Here is an 18,298-nt window from a genome sequence, read left to right as displayed (position 1 = left end):
AGTGTCGCACTTTTCACAGGCCAAGCGAGCTCACGACCGCCCTTTCGTCGACGACGCGCAGGATGGGATCCCCGAGCAGCCTCCTGGCCAGGTCGTACGGCGCCACGACCATGGTGGCCCGCCGCTCCTGGGCCAGCACGCGGCAGCCGACCAGGCTCGGCTCGTGGGCGACCACGACGTGGGCGCCGGCCGTCATCGCCAGGTCGATCACCCGCAGCCCCCTGAACGGCTCGCTCACCGCGCTGATCACGACGTCGTCCTTGCCGACCACGAGCCGGGTGGCGAGCCTGCGCAGGTCGGTCGCCAGCTCGGTGTTGTCGAACAGGCGCGCGCCGTCGAGCGTGAGCGCGGGCCCGGCCAGCGGCCCGAACTCGACCGCGCCCGCGGTCAGCAGCTCGGTGAACGACCTGGCCCCCGGCGTGGGCCGGAACGCGAAGACCTGGTCCACCTTCACGGCGGCGGGGTCGTAGTGGTCCTGGGCGATCATCAAGCGGGCGCTGCCGGTGGCCGAGAGCACCGCCACCCCGCCGGCCCAGGCGACGGCGTGGACGGCCACGGGCATGGTGGCGCCGAGCGGGATGTTGACCAGCACGTGGTCGCCGTAACGCAGGCCCTGGGCGCGCAGACCCGCGGCGGCGCGGGTGACCCGTCTGGCGAAGGTCGTGTAGGACAGCACCTCGCCGGTCCTGACGTCGCTCACCGCCGGCTGCTCGCCCTGCATCGGTGCCGCCGCCATCACGAGCTCTGTCCAGGTCATGACCACAATCTAGGGACCAGGGCCAGGATTGCCATGCGCACAATTGTGCAAGCCCCTATGTAGGTGAGGCTCATCCGGCCGGAAAGCACCGTCGCTTCACCCGCGCGTACGCTCACCGCCACCTTGTCCCGCTCTTGCCATCAGAGGGGATCAACTAGACTTAGTAGGTCGCGACTTCGCGCGGCGGCCCCCACGACACAGAGCGAGACGTCATCATGCCTTTGAACAGCCGCGACGACCTGCGGAACATCGCGATCATCGCGCACGTCGACCATGGCAAGACCACGCTGGTCGACGCCATGCTCTGGCAGTCCGGGGCTTTCCGCGCCAACCAGGATGTCGACGACCGCGTCATGGACTCCAACGACCTCGAGCGCGAGAAGGGCATCACCATTCTCGCGAAGAACACCGCCGTCCAGCACGGCGGCATGACGATCAACATCATCGACACGCCCGGCCACGCCGACTTCGGCGGCGAGGTCGAGCGCGGCCTGTCGATGGTCGACGGTGTCGTGCTGCTGGTGGACGCCTCGGAGGGGCCGCTGCCGCAGACGCGGTTCGTGCTGCGCAAGGCGCTGTCGGCCAAGATGCCGGTCATCCTGTGCATCAACAAGGTCGACCGGCCCGACGCCCGCATCAAGGAGGTCGTCGACGAGGTCTACGAGCTGTTCATGGACCTCGACGCCACCGAGGAGCAGATCGACTTCCCGATCGTCTACGCCTCCGCGAAGGCGGGCCGGGCCTCCATGGAGCGCCCCGCCGACGGCGGCATGCCCGACTCCGAGGACCTCGAGCCGCTGTTCGACATCATCAAGTCGACGATCCCGGCGCCCACCTACGACCCCAACGCCCCGCTGCAGGCCCACGTCACCAACCTCGACGCCTCCTCCTACCTGGGCCGCATCGCGCTGTGCCGGGTCCACCAGGGCGTGCTGCGCAAGGGCCAGCAGGTGGCCTGGTGCCGCACGGACGGCTCGATCCAGAAGGTCAAGATCACCGAGCTGCTCATGACCGAGGCGCTGGAGCGCAAGCCCGCCGAGGAGGCCGGGCCCGGCGACATCATCGCCATCGCCGGCATCCCCGAGATCATGATCGGTGAGACGCTGGCCGACCCCGACGACCCGCGCCCGCTGCCGCTCATCACGGTCGACGAGCCGGCCATCTCGATGACCATCGGCACCAACACCTCGCCCCTGGTCGGCAAGGCCAAGGGCTCGAAGGTGACCGCCCGCATGGTCAAGGACCGCCTCGACAAGGAGCTGGTCGGCAACGTCTCGCTGCGCGTGCTGCCCACCGACCGGCCCGACGCCTGGGAGGTGCAGGGCCGTGGCGAGCTGGCGCTGGCCATCCTGGTGGAGCAGATGCGCCGCGAGGGGTACGAGCTGACGGTCGGCAAGCCGCAGGTGGTCACCAAGGTCGTCGACGGCAAGGTGCACGAGCCGGTCGAGCGGCTGACGGTCGACTGCCCCGAGGAGTACCTCGGCGCGGTCACCCAGCTCCTGGCGGTGCGCAAGGGCCGCATGGAGCACATGACCAACCACGGCACCGGCTGGATCCGGATGGAGTTCGTGGTGCCGGCGCGCGGCCTGATCGGCTTCCGTACCGAGTTCCTCACCGAGACGCGCGGCACGGGCCTGGTGCACCACGTGTTCGACTCCTACGAGCCGTGGTTCGGCGAGCTGCGCACCCGCAACAACGGCTCGCTGGTGGCCGACAGGTCGGGCCCGGTGACCGCGTTCGCCATGCTCAACCTGCAGGAGCGCGGCGTGCTGTTCGTCTCGCCGACGACCGAGGTCTACGAGGGCATGATCGTCGGCGAGAACTCCCGCTCCGACGACATGGACGTGAACATCACCAAGGAGAAGAAGCTCACCAACATGCGCTCCTCCACCAGCGAGGAGACGGAGAAGCTGATCCCGCCGCGCGTCCTGTCGCTGGAGCAGGCCCTGGAGTTCATCCGCGAGGACGAGTGCGTGGAGATCACTCCTGAGGCCGTGCGCATCCGCAAGGTCGTGCTCGACGCCGCCACCCGGGGCCGCGCCGCCGCCCGCGCCAAGCGGAGCTGACGGAAAGCTTCATACCGAGCCGCGTTTTGCTCGCTTTTCGCGAACAAAGCGCGGCTTTCCGGTAAGTACGGGGAGTAAGCCTCCCGGCTCGGCCACGTGCGATGGATGGACTCTCCCGGGTCACGCCGTAAAGAAAAGTTGTTATGGGAGCAGCTGTAATCACACCGTGACCCGGAGAGATAGAACAATGCCGCATGCCGGAGAATCATCCAAATTGTGGGAAAGCTCCGGATGGCAATCGCGTTCGGGCTGGCGCTGGTGTCGTTGGGGGCGATCGTTTGGTGCACCGTTGCAGCCAGACCGGTAGCGGAGCCTGCTCCGCCGAAAGGCACCGCAGGTCCCAACCCGTGGGTGGCCGCGGCCACCCGCGCCGACCCCGACGTGCGCTGGGCCCGCAGGGCCGAGACCACGGTGATGATCTCCAGGGCGGGCCACGCCGACCTGGAACCGGTCCCTGACGGCCGGCTCGATCCCCGGCAGCGCCACGTCAAGGTGACCATCGAGCACCGGCTCCACCTCGCCGGCAAGGACACCCTCATCGAGGCGTTACGCCAGGGCAGCGGCTTCCCGGGCACGCTGCAACAGGTCACCGACGCCGCGTTCGGCGCGATCAAGGTGGACGGCCCCGCCCTGGCGCCCACCACGCGCCTGGCACCGGTCCTCACCTCGCAGGGCGGGCGCACCACGGCCCGGTTCACGGTGACGGTGCTGCGCCAGCTACGGCCCGACCAGTTGCTGAAGCTGGACTTCGAGGAGCCCAAGGCCTTCCCCCTCATCGTGACCGGCCGGTCCATCTCCGTGCTGCCCGCCGAGTGGACCGTGCTGCGGCTGGAGGGCATCACGCCGGAGCAGGAGGAGGTGGAGCGGCTGGCGTTCACCGTCGGGGCGTACCCGGTGAGCATGACGCTGGCCCACGACTCCTTCGGCTTCGCCGACGTGGTCGTCGAGGAGGACTTCTCGTGGGCCACCGCGCTGGGCGTGCTCACCGCGATCGCGCTGATGGTCTTCCTGGTGCGCTCGCTCGGCGAGGGCTGGTGGGCGCGGCTGGCCAACAGGGAGCTGGTCATCGGGCTGGCGCTGGCCGCGCCCGCGCTGCTGATCCCGCTGTTCGCGGAGGACTGGTCGGCGGTGGCGTACGTGATCCTGTTCATCGCCGTGCCCCTCCTGGCGCTGCGGCACGCCGGCCGGGTGCTGCCCACCAGCCCGCCGTGGGACACCCGCGACCTGCTGGTGGTGACCGGCGTGGGGGTGATGATCGGGCTCGGCATGCTCGTCTGGTCGTGGCTGCACGGGCAGCTGTCCGGGCAGGCCCTGCTGGCGGGCGGGGCGGTGGCGGCCGTCGCGGCGGCGGGCTCGGCCATCGCGTTCAGCGTGGACCTGGGGGTGCGGCCGGTCGTCGTGCGCCTGGCGGTCCTGTCGGCGGAGGCGGCGATCGGGTTGCTGGCGCTGGCGCTGTGGCTGCGGGCGCTGGCCGACGGGGTGTACCCGCCCGACAGCGTCCGGCTGGTGTTCGCGCTGAGCTGGGCGCTGATCCCGATCGCCGCCATGGCCGTGGCGACCAAGCAGTGGAAGCGCCAGGCCGTGGTGGGCGCCGTGTTCATCAGCCTGCTCGTTCAGGGGTGGCCCACCGAGTGGCTGGACGCCGGGTCGTGGAGCCTGGCCGTCGCCCAGGAGGAGCCGCGGATCGGCAGCCTCGTGCTGACGCCGATCGTGCGCGGGGTGATGGGGCTGCTGCTGCTCGGGTTTGTGATGCTGGTGCTGCGGCTGCGGCGGCTCGGCGGGCAGCTCTCCACGGTCGACAACCCGGTGGCCGAGTCGACCATGATCTGCGTGCTGATGGTGCTCTACATCACCCCCAGCGGCAGCACCACGCTGGCCGACATCGACGTGCCGCTGCCCCTGCTTGCCATCACCTCGCTCGTGGCCTGGGCGACCGCCCAGTGGCTGCTCACGGGGCCGCGCATGGCCATCCCCGAGCCGATGGACCTGGAGGAGCACCGGGCCCTGGTCAGGGCCGCCCTGCACAAGCGGCTGCTGCTCGTCTCCGAGCAGGAGCTGTACCGGATCGGGCGGGGCAGGATCGGCGCGGGCGAGCTGACCATGGCCGACTTCGACCAGCAGCGCAACACGCTGGAAGCGGCCTTGAACCGGCACGGCAGGCACCCGGAGACCGCGTTCGCCACCTCCTCCGGCTGCACGCCCTGGTACAACGGCATCCACGCGTTCACCGTCAGCCTGCTGCTGAGCCTGCCCTTCGCCCTCGTCTACGGCTGGCCCGAGGGGGTGGACCTGACCAGCTTCGTCTTCGACGGGCGTTACCTGATCACGCTGCCCGCCTTCGGGTTCCTGTTCGGCTACTTCTACCCGCGCATCCGGGGCACCCAGCCGATGACCAAGGCCCTGCACCTGACGGCCGCCGCCCTGCTGACGGAGCTGTCGGGCTACCTGTCGACGCTCGCCGAGCCGGACATCGGGGCGATGGACAAGGCGCAGGTCGTGGCCATCGTGGTGGGGCAGGTCATGATGGTGTGCGTCGGGCTCGGGCTGTTCTGGGAGTGGCGCATCATGCACCTGGCCGGGGAGCCGTGGGCGCGCGTGCGCAACCTGCGCAGCATCCGCAGCCTGGCGGCACCGACGCTGGCGCTGGTGCTGGCGGCGGGCACCACGGCGGCCTCCTCGGCCGCCGGGCAGACGGTGGACCGCATCCTGAAGGGCGACCAGATCGTGACGATCCAGGCGCCGCGCTGACCTGCCGCCGGCGGGCGGCGCGGCGCCTGGGCAGGCAGGTCAGCGGCGGGGCAGCTCGCTCCCGCGTACGTGCGTGCACAGCCACTCCACCAGCGGCCCGAACGCCCGCCAGGCGTGCTCGACCCGCCCGCGCACCTGCGCCGTGTGCACCCATTCCTGCGGCTCGAACCGCATCCCGGCGAAGAGCGACCGGTGCCGCAGCAGCTCGATGCGCGGATGGTTCTCGTCGAACCCCCGGGGCCGCGTCTTGAGCCGATCGCCCAGCAGCTCGTACCCCTGGGCCGCCAGCGCGCCGGTGATGGACTCCAGAGGCTTGCCCGACAGGTCCTCGTCCACGGCCGCCCGGTAGCGGGCCACCTGGTCGGAGGCCGTGGAGTAGACGCCGCCGGCGACGAACAGCCCCGCCGCGCTGATCTCCACGTAGAGCCCGATCGCCGGCATGGCCTCCACGAACGCGCCCTGATGGGTCTTGTAAGGCGCCTTGTCCTTGGAGAAGCGCACGTCGCGGTAGGGCCGGAAGAGGTGGGCCGGCCCGAACTCGGCGGCCAGCTCGTCGGTCAGCGCCAGCATGGGCGCCCGCACCGCCTCCTCGTAGAGCTGCTTGTGCCGGCCGAAGTACGTCTTGGAGTTGTCCGCCTCGAGCCCTTCGTAGAACAGGAACGCCTCGTCGGGAAAGCCGCTGAAACCCATGCCGACAAGACTGCCACGCTGCACCGACAGGTCAGCGGGCGGTGTACGTCCTGCCCGGCGCGGGCGTCTTGCCGTACAGCTCCGACACGGTGACGAACGTGTACCCCTTCTTGCCGAGCGTGTCGAGCATCGCCGGCACCGCGTCCACCGTGCTGCGGTGGATGTCGTGCAGGAGGACGATCGAGCCGGGCTTGGCGGCGCCCGCCCGCTTGGCCACGGTGGTGGCGACCCGGTCCTGCCAGTCGAGGGTGTCGACGTTCCACAGGATCTGGGCCAGGCCCTCGCGGCGCGTCTCGGCCGCGACGTCGTCGTCGGTGGACCCGTACGGCGGCCGCATCACCCGCATCCGCACGCCGGTGAGCCGCTGCACGATGTTCTCGGTGTGCTTGAGCTCCTTCTTGAGCGCCTCGTGCGGCAGCTCGGCGAGCGGCGGATGGCTCCAGGAGTGGTTGCCGATCTCGTGACCGTCGTCCACGATGCGCCGGACCGTCCGCCCGCCCTTGTCGGCGGCCACCATCTGCCCGATGACGAAGAACGTGGCCCGCACGTCGCGCTGGCGCAGCATGTCCAGCAGCCGCCCGGTGTGCTCGCCGGGGCCGTCGTCGAAGGTCAGAGCCACGCACTTGAGCCGGGCGCAGTCGAACTTACGGCTGGCCGGCCAGCCGTGCTGCATCGATCTCAGCCGTTTGGCGAGTGCCACGGGATCGACGACGACCGGCCGTGACGGCACGATCTGCACCCTGGCCTGCTGCCGGCGCGGCACCGACTGTGTCACGCAGCTCACCAGGGCGACAAGGGCCAGCGGCAGGGCCCATACGCGCATGCTTCCCCCCGAAACGCCGCATGCGGGGGCCTACGGATAATCCTGGACCGGTACCCCCCGCAGCTCCCTGGCCAGGTCATCCCACCAGAGTGGGACATCAGCCTGCAATTCCTGGTAGCGGCGCGCCACGCGCATGGCACATCCGACCGGATCCGTACCCAGATGCCGACGTTTCACCGGTCCTTCCTGCCACCGGTAAAAACCATCCCTGTACCGGACGACCAGGCCGATCCATACCGAGATGGTCTCGTCGTCGCCCACCTCGTACGCACTGGTGACACCCAGACCATGAAGCTCCGCATGGAGTTTCTCCGTCGCCGCTCGGGCCTCACTCACACGCCACCCCCTGCCGACGTCGTGCAGCAACGCGGTGATCGTCGCAGGCGTTCACCGCACACAAGGGATGTACCCAACAACGGGCATCAGCCGTCCAAGACATGGAGTAATCATGAAACTCCGGGGCGTGATCAGGGGGACTTTCGCGCTTATTGGTCAGGCGAGTCCTGGGAGTCCAGAGGATACCGGGAGTCGTGGGGCTCGCGTGGCTCGGCCACCACCATCACGAACCTGAGCTCGGCCTCACCCCTGTTCGCGTAGCGGTGGGGGCGGTCGGCGGTGAAGAGCACGGCATCGTCTTTCCCGATCACATGGCTCTTGCCGTACACCGTGAGCGTCAGCTCTCCCTCCAGCACCGTGAGCATCTCGCGGGTGCCGGCCGGGTGGGCGTCGCCGTCATGGTGCTCGCCGGGGGCCAGCCGCCAGTCCCACAGCTCCAGGATCATCGGCATGTCCGCGCCCACCAGCAGCCGGGCCTCGCCGTTCCCCTGCCGGAACGCCACCACGTCCGCCTTGTCCACCACCCGCACCATCGGCACGTCGCCCACCTCGACCAGCCGCGCCACGGTGACGCCGAGCGCCGAGGCGATCCGGGTCAGCGTGGAGACGCTGGGGTTGGTCCGCCCCTGCTCGACCTGCACCAGCATGCCCCTGCTCACGCCCGACCTGGCGGCCAGCGCGTCGAGTGTCAGCCCGCGGTGCGCCCGCTGGGCGCGGACGTTGTTCGCGATGGCCTGCGTGATCAGCTCCGGGTCTTCCATGGGAGTGCAGTCTAGTGAAATGAATTTGCAGTGGAATGTACCCTCTGTGTTGTACTACCAGTGCAATCCATTGAACTGAGGGGAGATCACGGTGACGGTGCTCCTGGCGACCGCCTGCGCGATCGTGTACGGCACGGCTGACTTCTTCGGCGGCCTGGCCACCCGGCGCACGCAGGTGCTCTCCGTCGTCGTGCTCTCGCAACTCGCCGGCCTGGCGCTGATCCTCGGCCTGCTGCCTCTGCTGCCCGGCACGTACAGCGATGCGGCGCTGGCGTGGGGCCTGGCCGGAGGGCTGTCGGGGGCGGCCGGGCTGGTGCTGTTCTACCGGTCGCTGGCCACGGGCGTCATGTCCGTGGTGGCCCCGACGACCGCCGTCACCTCGGCCGCGCTGCCCGTGGTGTTCGGGCTCATGGCGGGCGAGCGGCCGCAGGTCTGGGCCCTCGTGGGGGTGGTGCTGGCGCTCGGCTCGGTGCTGCTGGTCAGCCAGGAGAAGCCGGGTGGCGGACGTGGCTCGCTCGGCTCGGTGCTGACCGCGCTGGCCGCCGGCGCGGGGTTCGGCGGGTTCTTCATCCTGCTCGCCATGGCGCCGCACGAGGCGGGCCTGTGGCCGCTGGTCGGCGCGAGACTGTCGTCGGTGTCCACGGTGGCCCTGCTGGCGCTGCTGACGCGGCGCGCGCTCAAGCCGGGCCCCGGCTCGCTGCCCGTCATCCTCGCGGCCGGCGTCCTCGACATGGCGGCGAACGTGCTCTACCTCCTGGCGCAGCGTGACGGCCTGCTCAGCCTGGTGGCCGTGCTGGTCTCGCTCTACCCCGCCAGCACCCTGCTGCTGGCCAACCGCGTGCTCGGGGAGCGGCTGCGGGCCGTCCAGGTGTTCGGGGTGGTGTGCGCGCTCGCCGCGGTGGCGCTCATAGCCGTTGCGCAGCACCTCTAGCGCTTGCTACGTTTCGCCCGTGCGCCCTGTGCGGGCACGTTCCGATGGCGAGTCGTTGAAGCACGTGGCCGTGCCGTACGACTCTGATGAGCGCTTTCTGGATCTGGCCGTGCCGCGGGTGCGCGCCGCGCTGGACGAGGGCAGGCGGGTGCTGGTGATCACCGGCGCCGCCAAGCTGGCCCAGCTGCGCGAGGCCCTCGGGGGCGACGCCGAGCGCGTCGACAGCCGCGTGCCCGCCTCCTGGTACGACCATCCGTACCGGATGCTGGCCGCCTACCACGAGTACACCCGCGGCCGCCGCACCCTGGTGATCGGCGAGCCGAGCTGGACGGGCATGAGCCGGCGCCAGGTCAGGGAGCTCATCCGCTGCGACTCCGTCATCAACGCCGCGCTCCGCGCGACGGCGGCCATCATGCTCTGCCTGTACGACCTGCGCCGCGTCCCGGAGGCCGTGCTCCACTACGGCCCGGTCAACCATCCCGTGCTGCTCGGCTCCGAGGGCGAGATGGCCAGCAACCGGTTCGTCGAGCCGCACGAGCTGGTGCTGCACGACGACCAGGCCCCGCTGCCGGAGCCGCCCGGCGACGCCGGCACCTTCCGCTTCACCGCCAGGGAGCTGAAGCGGCTGCGCCACCACGTCGGCGACTACGCCAGGTCCGCCGGCATGGACCGCAACCTCATCACCTCGCTGGTGATCAGCGTGTCCGAGATCGCCGCCAACAGCGTCGAGCACGGAGCGGGGTACGGCACGATCACGATGTGGACCGGCGACGGCGAGCTGGTCTGCGAGATCGCCGACCCCGGAGGCGCGCTCGACGACCCGTTACCCGGCTACATACCACCGGAGCCCGAATCCCCACGGGGATACGGGCTCTGGATCAGCAGGCAGCTCTGCGACCTGGTGGAGTTGCGCGCGGAGGACGGGCTGTTACGCGTCCGCCTCCATCTCGGCATGGGGGCCTAGGCGGCACGCTGCGCGGGCAGGCGCACGGCGCCCTCCTCGCGGGCGTACTCCTCCAGCATGCCCCGCAGCTGGCGGCGGCCACGGTGCAGCCGCGACATCACGGTGCCGATGGGCGTGCCCATGCGCTCGGCGATCTCCTTGTAGGCGAACCCCTCGACGTCGGCCAGGTAGACGGCCACGCGAAAGTCCTCGGGAAGCGAGCGGAGGGCGTTCATCACGACGCTGTCGGGCAGCCGGTCGAGCGCCTCGGTCTCGGCCGAGCGCAGGCCCGTCGAGCTGTGCGACTCCGCGGCGTGCAGCTGCCAGTCCTCGATGTCCTCGGCGGCGGACAGCTTCGGCGAGCGCTGCTTCTTGCGGTAGTCGTTGATGAAGTTGTTGGTCAGGATCCGGTGGAGCCATGCCTTGAGGTTGGTGCCCTCGCGGAACTGGTGGTACGACGTGTAGGCCTTGGCCACCGTCTCCTGCACCAGGTCCTCGGCGTCGGCTGTGTTACGGGTCAGGCGCATGGCGGAGGCGAACAGCTGCGACGTCACGGGCACGACATCGCGCTCGAACCAGTCCTGACGCTGCTCATCGGTCATAGTGATCAAAATTTCATTCCCCCTTGCGCTATCCCCCGTATTCGGCACAAGCCGCCTGACAGCGGTCCCATCTTCGCAAGTCCCTGGTAAGGGACGCGTTAGAGAGCTCCGCCTTGGTCAGAAGGGGTTGATCGTCCATCTGCTCGCGGCGTGCGTGGTCACGTCCACGGCCGGACAAGATCTCATTATCATAACACTACCCACCCAATTTTGTAGGAATAGTGGCGAGAGTCACATGGGATAGCGTATGAGGATGAGATTCGTGGACCGGCACCATTCGGGTACACGCCGCTGGGTGGCTGAGGCCATACGCAAGGTCGAGGCCGATGCCAACCGTAGTTGCGACACACATCTGCACGTCTTTCCGCTTCCCTCGCACTGGGGCGTAAACCTCTACTTGAAAGACGAGTCGGTGCACCCAACCGGTTCACTGAAACATCGTCTGGCCCGCTCCCTATTCCTGTACGGTCTCGCCAACGGCTGGATCGGCCCGTCCACGACGATCGTGGAGGCCTCCAGCGGCTCCACGGCCGTCAGCGAGGCGTACTTCGCCCGGCTGCTCGGCCTGCCGTTCATCGCGGTCATGCCGGCGGCCACGTCGCCGGAGAAGATCCACCTCATCGAGTTCTACGGCGGGAAGTGTCACCTCGTCGACGACCCGGGCACCATCTACGACGAGTCCCACCGCCTGGCCGCCGAGACCGGCGGCCACTTCATGGACCAGTTCACCTACGCCGAGCGGGCCACCGACTGGCGCGGCAACAACAACATCGCCGAGTCCATCTTCTCCCAGCTCTCCCTGGAGCCCCACCCGGAGCCGGCCTGGATCGTGGTGGGCGCCGGCACCGGCGGCACCTCCTCCACCATCGGCCGCTACATCCGCTACCGCCGCCACGCCACCCGCCTGGCCGTCGTGGACCCGGAAGGCTCGGCCTTCTACCCGAGCTGGACCTCGGGCGACACCTCCGTCACCGCCCCCGGCTCGCGCATCGAGGGCATCGGCCGCCCCCGCGTGGAGCCCTCGTTCCAGCCCACGGTCATCGACCGCATGATCGCCGTGCCGGACGCCCGCTCGATCGCCGCCATGCACTGGGCCCGCGAGGTGACCGGCCTGGACGTCGGCGGCTCCACGGGCACGAACCTGGCGGCCTGCGTGGACCTCGTCCAGGAACTGCGCGAGTCGGGCGAGCAGGGCAGCATCGTGACCCTGGTGTGCGACAGCGGCGACCGGTACAAGGGCACGTACGGCAACCCGCGCTGGCTGGCGGACCAGGGCCTGGACATCGAGCCCCATCTGGCGGAGCTGCGCGCCTTCCTCGCCACCTGAACCCGAGTTAGGTTAGGGCAGCCTAAGCTGTCATACTTCAGCGGGATCGGGAATTGCTGAGGAGGACCTGGGTGAGCGCAACCGCCGTCGCCCCGCGCCTCCATGACCTCCGCCGCCACCGCGTCACCGTGCTGCTCGCGCTGCTCGCCTGCGTGGCGGTGGCGGTCGTGCTGAGCATCACGATCGGCTCCAAGTCCGTGCCGCCCGGCGACGCCTGGCACGCGCTCACCACCCCCACCGGCACCGAGAACGACATCGTCATCCGCTCCCTGCGCCTGCCCAGGACCGCCCTCGGCGTCCTGGCCGGCATCGCGCTCGGCGTGGCCGGCGCGCTCATGCAGGGCCACACGCGCAACCCGCTCGCCGACCCCGGCCTGCTCGGCGTCACGCAGGGGGCGGCGTTCGCGATGGTGGCCTCGATCATCCTGCTCGGCGCCTCCAGCCTGCTCGCCTACATCTGGTACGGCCTGGCGGGCGCCCTGGTGGCCAGCGTGGCCGTGTTCGCCCTCGGCATGGCCGGCGGCAGGGGCGGCCCGACCCCGGTCACCCTGGCGCTGGCGGGCACCGCCGTCAGCGCCCTGCTCTACGCCCTGACCTCGACCATCGTGCTGCTGGACGAGCAGGCGATGGACGTCTTCCGCTTCTGGCAGGCCGGCTCGATCGCCTCCAGGGGCGCCGACGTGGTCTGGCAGGTGCTCCCGTTCGTGCTCGCCGGGCTGGTGCTCGCGCTGGTGAACGCCCCCGGGCTCAACGCGCTCTCCCTCGGCGAGGACGTGGCCCGCAGCCTCGGCCAGAACATCCCCAGGACCAGGACCATCGGCGTGGCCGCCGTCACGCTGCTGTCGGGCGCGGCCGTCGCCGCGTGCGGCTCGCTGGCCTTCGTCGGGCTCATCGTGCCGCACCTGGCCCGCCCCCTGTCGGGCACCGACCACCGGTGGCTGCTGCCGTACTCGGGGCTGATCGGCGCGGGCCTGCTGCTGATCGCCGACGTCGTCGGCCGCGTCGTCGCCCCGCCGGGCGAGCTGGAGGTCGGCGTGGTGCTCGCGCTGCTCGGCGCCCCCTTCTTCGTCGCCCTGGTCCGCCGCAGAAAGCCCGTGCGCCTGTGATGACCACCCTCCCCCTCCGCATCGGCGCCCTGTCCTGGCGGGTACGGCTGCGCGGCATCGCGCTCACCGTGACGGGGCTCGTCCTGCTCGTCCTGCTCATGGCGGCGAACATGCGCATCGGCGACATCGAGCTGACCCTGCCCGAGGTGCTCTCCGGCACCTTCGACGTCAACAGCGCCGCCCACTTCGTCATCATGGAGCTGCGCCTGCCCCGCGCGCTGACCGGCGCCCTGGTCGGCGCCGCGCTCGCGCTGTCGGGCGCGATCATCCAGTCGATCGCCCGCAACCCGCTGGCCAGCCCCGAGATCCTCGGCGTCACCACCGGCGCCTCCGTCACCGTGGTGGCCGGGCTGGTGGCCTCCGGCAGCGCGTACGGCACCGTCAGCGGCCTGCTGGCCACCCTCGGCATCCCCGTGCTCGCCCTGCTCGGCGGCCTGGCCGGCGCCGCCGTCGTGTACGGCCTGGCGTGGCGGCGCGGCCTGGACGGCTACCGCCTGGTGCTGGTCGGCATCGGCGTGGCCGCCGTGTTCACCAACGTCAAGTTCTGGCTGCTGACCATCGGCGACGTCAACGACACCGCCAGGGCCATGGTCTGGATCAGCGGCTCGCTCAACGGGCGCGGCTGGGAGCACGTGACGCCCACCGCGCTGGCCCTGGCCGTGCTGGTGCCGCTGACCCTGCTCGGCACCCGCTCGCTGGACGCCCTGCGCTTCGGCGACGACACGGTGACCGGGCTCGGCATCCGCATGAACCCGGCCCGTGCCCTGCTGATCCTGGCCGCCGTGCTGCTGGCCGCCGTGGCCGTCGCGTCGGCGGGGCCGATCGCGTTCGTGGCCCTGGCCTCGCCGCAGATCGCGCTGCGCCTGGTCCGCTCGGGCCGGCCGCCGCTGCTGTGCTCCGCGGTCGTCGGCGCCGTGCTCACCACGGCCGCCGACCTGATCGCCAGGACGGCCTTCTCCCCCATCGAGCTGCCCGTCGGCATCGTCACGGCCGTGCTGGGCGCCCCGTACCTGATCCACCTGATCTGGAGGTCGCGAAAGTGAGACTGCAGGCAGCCGGCGTCAAGCTCGGGTACGGCGACCGCGTCATCGTGGACGGGCTCGACCTCGGCATCGAGGCCGGCACGGTGACCACCATCATCGGCCCGAACGGCTGCGGCAAGTCCACGCTGCTGCGCGCCCTCGGCCGGCTGCTCAAGCCGCAGGGCGGCGAGGTGCTGCTGGACGGCAAGCGCATCGACAAGATCCCCACCCGCGAGGTGGCCAAGATCCTCGGCGTGCTCCCGCAGTCGCCCTCCGCGCCCGAGGGCCTGACCGTTGCCGACCTGGTGGCGCGCGGGCGGCATCCGCACCAGACCTGGTACCGGCAGTGGTCCTCCGACGACGAGGGCGCGGTCGCGGCGGCGCTCGACATGACGGGCCTGTCCGACCTGGCCGAACGGCCGCTGGACGAGCTGTCGGGCGGGCAGCGGCAGCGGGCGTGGATCTCCATGGCGCTCGCCCAGGGCACGGACCTGCTGCTGCTCGACGAGCCGACCACGTTCCTGGACCTGGCGCACCAGGTGGAGGTGCTGGAGCTCGTCCGCCACCTGCACGAGGAGGCCGGCCGCACGGTGGTCATGGTCCTGCACGACCTCAACCTGGCCGCGCGCTACGCCGACCGCCTGGTCGCCATGCGCGCCGGCCGGGTGATCGCCTCCGGCACCCCGCACGAGGTGCTCACCGAGGACCTGCTGCGGGAGGTGTTCGAGCTGGACGCCAAGGTCATCGCCGACCCGGTGGCCGGCACGCCGCTGGTCGTCCCGATCGGCCCGCTCAGCCACAGCCGGGGCGGCGCGCCCCTCACCCACGGCTAGGACGAGCTCCACCGGGCGAGGGCTCGCTGGACGTCCCCGTCCCCGGGAGCCAGCTCCGCGGCCCTCAGCAGGTCCTCGCGCTCCTGCGCGTCCAGGCCGACCGCCCGATACACCAGCGACCGGTTGAACAGCAGCTCCGCCGACTCCTCCAGCTTCAGCGCCCGCGTCAGATCCGCCAGCGCCGCCTCGTGGTCGCCCCGCTCGAACGCCAGCTCGGCCCGGCCCGCCCAGGCGGGCACCAGCTCGGGGTCGAGCTCCAGCGCCCGGTCGAAGGCCATGCGCGCCTCCGGGTAACACTCCTCGGCCAGCTCCACCTGGCCGAGCACGCACAGCAGGTACGCGTCGCCGGGCGTCAGCGCCAGGCCGCGCTCCACGTCCTGCCTCGCCCTGGCGTAGTCGCCGGCCGCCGCGTGGATGCCGCAGCGGTTGACGTACGCGGGGGCGAACCCGGGATCCAGCTCCAGCGTGTGATCCAGGTCCGCGAGGGCCCCCTCGACGTCGCCGGCGGCGTAACGCACCTCCGACCGGTTGTAGTACGCCTCGGGGAACGGCGGGCTGAGCCGCATGACCGCCTCGTAGTCGGCCAGCGCCTCCTCCTCCCGGCCCAGCTCGTGCAGCAGGTTGCCCCGGTCGAGGTAGTAGTCGGGATAGCCGGGGTCGGCCTCGATGGCGCGCGTGTAGTCGGCCAGCGCCGCGTCGCGCAGCCCGGCCATGGCCAGGAGCTGGGCCCGGTTGGCGTACAGCACGAGCCGGTGGATCGGGTGCTCCTCCGCCAGGTGCGCCTCGGCCAGCCCGATGGCCTGCCCCACCAGCTCCATGGCGGCGTCCCTGCGGCCCCTGCGCAGCTCCACCAGGGCCTTGCCGTTGAGGTCGAAACCCAGGTGGAAGGCGCGCTCACCCGGGTCGGGCAACAGCGACGTGATCGTGACCGCCTCGTTGATCCAGGCCAGCGCCTGCTCGGGGTCGCGCCGGGCGGGGTCGTGGTGGCGTACCAGGATCATGGCCGTGGCGTAGGCGGCGGTGGCGCGGTGCTTGGGGTCGGTGCTGAGGCGCCTGGTGCGGTCGTAGAGCTCGCGGGCCTCCTCCTCGCGCCCGACGGCCTCCAGGGACGCGGCCACCCGCTGCAGCAGCCGCTGCCAGCGCTCCGGATCGTCCTCGTACGCCAGCCCGCGCAGCACCTCCAGGCCCGACTCGGCCATGGCGTGGTGGAAACCCTCGTCGCGGTAACGGTCGAAGTCGGCGGGCAGCGGCCCCGCGCCGGGGCGGGACGGCCCCTCCTCGATGGCCAGCAGGCCGGGATCGAGCCTGCGCCGCAGCACGGCCACCAGTTCCGCGTCTGTGTGGTCGGCCTCGCCGAGGTTGGCCACGTGCACGCGGAGCGGCCCTGAGCGGCTCAGGCAGCCGCGGACGAACTCCGCCAGCCCGTTCGCGATCCGCAGGCTCCGGCGCACGCCCGGCACCAGCACCCGCTGCTCCCTGGGCAGGTCGTCGGCCAGCGATCGCCGCCGGACGGGCACCACGTCGCGCAACCGCGGCGCCGCCGCCCTGATCTCGATGTCGTGCGCCGCGACCAGCTCCGGCCGGTGCTCCAGCTCTGCCGGGACCAGGTGCCCGAGCAGCGCGGCGGCAAGCGTGTACGGGCCGCCGATACGGCGATCCGCGTCGATGAAGATCGTGTCCACGCGGTCCCTCTCCCGTGGTCAGACACGGCCGGCGCCCCCGCGCGGCACACCCCTCCGTCAGCCGTGCCCCACCACGGCCGACACCTGTCACGGCACCAGCTTGAACCCCGTGACCCCACCACGGCCAGCCCCTGCCGCCGCCTGTCCGCCCCATCCCCTCCCCAAGGACCCCCGCCGGAGTGCGGCGGGCGGGAAGGGGACGCGGGCCCGCACAGCGGGCTACGGGCGGATCAGGCGCTGTGCCTGGGCGCAGCCCCGGCAGTCGGCTTCACGGTGCCGGGCTTGTGAACAACGATCTTCTTCATGAATGGCCTTTCACGTTCCAACGGGACCGAACGATCAATGACCGGTACATGTCAACACATCGAAAAGTCGTCGATCAAGGTTTCATCTGGTAAAGGCCCATTTCAACGACATTTTGGACGAGCCCGAAAGCTCACTCCCCGCCGAGGATCGCGTCCACGAACACCTCAGGATCGAACGGCGCCAGATCGTCGGGCCCCTCGCCCAGCCCCGCCAGCTTGACCGGGACGCCCAGCTCCCGCTGCACCGAGATGACGATGCCGCCCTTGGCGGTGCCGTCGAGCTTGGTCAGCGCGATGCCCGTGATGTTCACCACCTCGGCGAACACCTGCGCCTGCCGCAACCCGTTCTGCCCGGTGGTCGCGTCGAGGACCAGCAGCACCTCGTCGACCGTGGCCTTCTTCTCGATGACCCGCTTGACCTTGCCCAGCTCGTCCATGAGCCCGGTCTTGGTGTGCAGCCGCCCGGCGGTGTCGACGATCACGACGTCGACCTTCTCCTCGATGCCCTTGGCCACCGCGTCGAACGCCACGGACGCCGGGTCACCGGCCTCGGGGCCGCGCACCGTGTCGGCGCCCACCCGCTCGCCCCACGTCTGGAGCTGGTCGGCGGCGGCGGCGCGGAAGGTGTCGGCCGCGCCGAGCACCACCTTCTTGCCGTCGCCGATCAGGGAGCGGGCCAGCTTGCCGGTGGTGGTGGTCTTGCCGGTGCCGTTCACGCCCACGACGAGGACGACCGCGGGCCGCTCGCCGTGCCTCTGGACGTGCAGCGTACGGTCGAGGTCGGGGTTGACCTGGGCCAGGAGCTGCTCCCTGAGCAGGCCGCGCACCTCCTCATGGGTGCGGCTGCCCAGCACCTTCACCTTGGTGCGCAGCTCCTCCACCATGGCGCGGGTCGGCGCGACCCCCACGTCGGCGGTGATCAGGCTCTCCTCGATCTCGTCCCACACCTCGTCGTCGAGCCGGTCGCGGGACAGCAGCTCCAGCAGCCCGCGCCCGAGCGCGTTCTGCGAGCGGGCCAGGCGCGAGCGCAGCCGCACCATCCGCCCCGCGGACGGCGGCGGGACCTCGATCTCGGGCGCGACGACCATCGGCTCGGCGGGCTTGACCGGCGGCGGAAGCGTGGTGGTCGCGCCCTCGGCCTCCTCACCCGCTCCCGCGGGCCGCTTCTCCTCCTCGGGAAGCACGGGGGCCTCTGGCGGCTTGACCGGCGGGGCCGCCTTGCGACCCGGCCTGAACAGCAGGAAGAGACCGCCGGCCGCCAGCAGGGCGACGACGGCCACGATCACGATGACGCCGAGGTAACCATCCACAAGATGTCAGTTTTCCAGATCGACCACCATGGTCACGCCCAAGGGCACACCGATCA

General features: G+C 70.8%; 16 protein-coding genes. 8 read left to right on the top strand and 8 right to left on the bottom strand.

Annotated elements, in window-relative coordinates; translation table 11 throughout:
• Nucleotides 1–13: 13 nt before the first annotated feature.
• A complete protein-coding gene (locus tag AB0I79_RS15265; protein WP_357872414.1) occupies nucleotides 14–757 on the bottom strand; it encodes an AMP-binding protein in 744 nt (247 codons plus the stop codon).
• Between the two features lie 215 nt (nucleotides 758–972).
• Between AB0I79_RS15265 and typA the strand changes: the two genes are divergently transcribed.
• Together typA and AB0I79_RS15255 are read left to right on the top strand one after the other, a co-directional pair.
• A complete protein-coding gene (typA, locus tag AB0I79_RS15260; protein ID WP_357872411.1) occupies nucleotides 973–2,823 on the top strand; it encodes a translational GTPase TypA in 1,851 nt (616 codons plus the stop codon).
• A gap of 351 nt (nucleotides 2,824–3,174) precedes the next feature.
• Complete coding sequence (locus tag AB0I79_RS15255) at nucleotides 3,175–5,571, top strand: hypothetical protein (RefSeq protein ID WP_357872408.1); 2,397 nt, start codon at nucleotides 3,175–3,177, stop codon at nucleotides 5,569–5,571.
• Between the two features lie 39 nt (nucleotides 5,572–5,610).
• On the opposite strand, the gene AB0I79_RS15250 is transcribed toward AB0I79_RS15255, so the two are convergent.
• From AB0I79_RS15250 to AB0I79_RS15235, 4 genes are all read right to left on the bottom strand, one after another.
• Complete coding sequence (locus AB0I79_RS15250) at nucleotides 5,611–6,261, bottom strand: DUF2461 domain-containing protein (protein ID WP_357872406.1); 651 nt, start codon at nucleotides 6,259–6,261, stop codon at nucleotides 5,611–5,613.
• A 31-nt stretch (nucleotides 6,262–6,292) separates the two neighbouring features.
• On the bottom strand, nucleotides 6,293–7,084 hold the full coding sequence (locus tag AB0I79_RS15245; protein ID WP_357872403.1) for a polysaccharide deacetylase family protein: 792 nt from the start codon (nucleotides 7,082–7,084) through the stop codon (nucleotides 6,293–6,295).
• A gap of 30 nt (nucleotides 7,085–7,114) precedes the next feature.
• A complete protein-coding gene (locus AB0I79_RS15240) occupies nucleotides 7,115–7,450 on the bottom strand; it encodes a hypothetical protein (protein ID WP_357872400.1) in 336 nt (111 codons plus the stop codon).
• Nucleotides 7,451–7,569: 119 nt separating this feature from the next.
• Nucleotides 7,570–8,181, bottom strand: coding sequence for a cupin domain-containing protein (locus tag AB0I79_RS15235; protein WP_357872398.1), 612 nt, complete (start codon nucleotides 8,179–8,181; stop codon nucleotides 7,570–7,572).
• A 91-nt stretch (nucleotides 8,182–8,272) separates the two neighbouring features.
• Between AB0I79_RS15235 and AB0I79_RS15230 the strand changes: the two genes are divergently transcribed.
• On the top strand, nucleotides 8,273–9,112 hold the full coding sequence (locus AB0I79_RS15230; protein WP_357872395.1) for a DMT family transporter: 840 nt from the start codon (nucleotides 8,273–8,275) through the stop codon (nucleotides 9,110–9,112).
• 19 nt (nucleotides 9,113–9,131) lie between these two features.
• Nucleotides 9,132–10,076 carry a sensor histidine kinase gene (locus AB0I79_RS15225; RefSeq protein ID WP_357872393.1) on the top strand — a complete coding sequence of 315 codons (945 nt, stop codon included), beginning with the start codon at nucleotides 9,132–9,134 and terminating at the stop codon, nucleotides 10,074–10,076.
• On the opposite strand, the gene AB0I79_RS15220 is transcribed toward AB0I79_RS15225, so the two are convergent.
• Nucleotides 10,073–10,657, bottom strand: a complete 585-nt coding sequence (locus tag AB0I79_RS15220; protein WP_043618296.1) for a sigma-70 family RNA polymerase sigma factor — start codon at nucleotides 10,655–10,657, stop codon at nucleotides 10,073–10,075. The two genes, AB0I79_RS15225 and AB0I79_RS15220, sit on opposite strands and share 4 nt — an antisense overlap.
• Before the next feature lie 253 nt (nucleotides 10,658–10,910).
• Here AB0I79_RS15220 and AB0I79_RS15215 point away from each other — a divergent pair, with 253 nt between their 5' ends.
• The 4 genes from AB0I79_RS15215 (at nucleotide 10,911) to AB0I79_RS15200 (ending at nucleotide 14,945) form a co-directional block, all read left to right on the top strand.
• The gene (locus AB0I79_RS15215) at nucleotides 10,911–11,984 is read left to right on the top strand and encodes a PLP-dependent cysteine synthase family protein (RefSeq protein WP_357872390.1); all 1,074 of its coding nucleotides are present in this window, start codon (nucleotides 10,911–10,913) and stop codon (nucleotides 11,982–11,984) included.
• Nucleotides 11,985–12,055: 71 nt separating this feature from the next.
• The gene (locus AB0I79_RS15210) at nucleotides 12,056–13,090 is read left to right on the top strand and encodes an iron ABC transporter permease (protein ID WP_357872387.1); all 1,035 of its coding nucleotides are present in this window, start codon (nucleotides 12,056–12,058) and stop codon (nucleotides 13,088–13,090) included.
• Nucleotides 13,090–14,133 carry an iron chelate uptake ABC transporter family permease subunit gene (locus tag AB0I79_RS15205; protein WP_357872384.1) on the top strand — a complete coding sequence of 348 codons (1,044 nt, stop codon included), beginning with the start codon at nucleotides 13,090–13,092 and terminating at the stop codon, nucleotides 14,131–14,133. Before AB0I79_RS15210 ends, AB0I79_RS15205 begins: the two co-directional genes overlap by 1 nt.
• Nucleotides 14,130–14,945, top strand: a complete 816-nt coding sequence (locus tag AB0I79_RS15200) for an ABC transporter ATP-binding protein (RefSeq protein WP_357872382.1) — start codon at nucleotides 14,130–14,132, stop codon at nucleotides 14,943–14,945. The genes AB0I79_RS15205 and AB0I79_RS15200 overlap by 4 nt, the downstream gene beginning before the upstream one ends.
• On the opposite strand, the gene AB0I79_RS15195 is transcribed toward AB0I79_RS15200, so the two are convergent.
• Both AB0I79_RS15195 and ftsY read right to left on the bottom strand, forming a co-directional pair.
• Complete coding sequence (locus AB0I79_RS15195; protein ID WP_357872380.1) at nucleotides 14,942–16,627, bottom strand: tetratricopeptide repeat protein; 1,686 nt, start codon at nucleotides 16,625–16,627, stop codon at nucleotides 14,942–14,944. The two genes, AB0I79_RS15200 and AB0I79_RS15195, sit on opposite strands and share 4 nt — an antisense overlap.
• Nucleotides 16,628–17,063: 436 nt before the next feature.
• Nucleotides 17,064–18,242 (bottom strand): signal recognition particle-docking protein FtsY, encoded by a 1,179-nt coding sequence (gene ftsY / locus AB0I79_RS15190; protein ID WP_357872377.1) that lies wholly within the window; start codon nucleotides 18,240–18,242, stop codon nucleotides 17,064–17,066.
• Nucleotides 18,243–18,298 lie beyond the last annotated feature (56 nt).

Origin of the sequence: Nonomuraea sp. NPDC050202 (assembly GCF_040656115.1) — a bacterium.
In the GTDB taxonomy this organism is placed as follows: Bacteria; Actinomycetota; Actinomycetes; order Streptosporangiales; family Streptosporangiaceae; genus Nonomuraea.
This window is presented reverse-complemented; position numbering and strand designations above follow the sequence as displayed.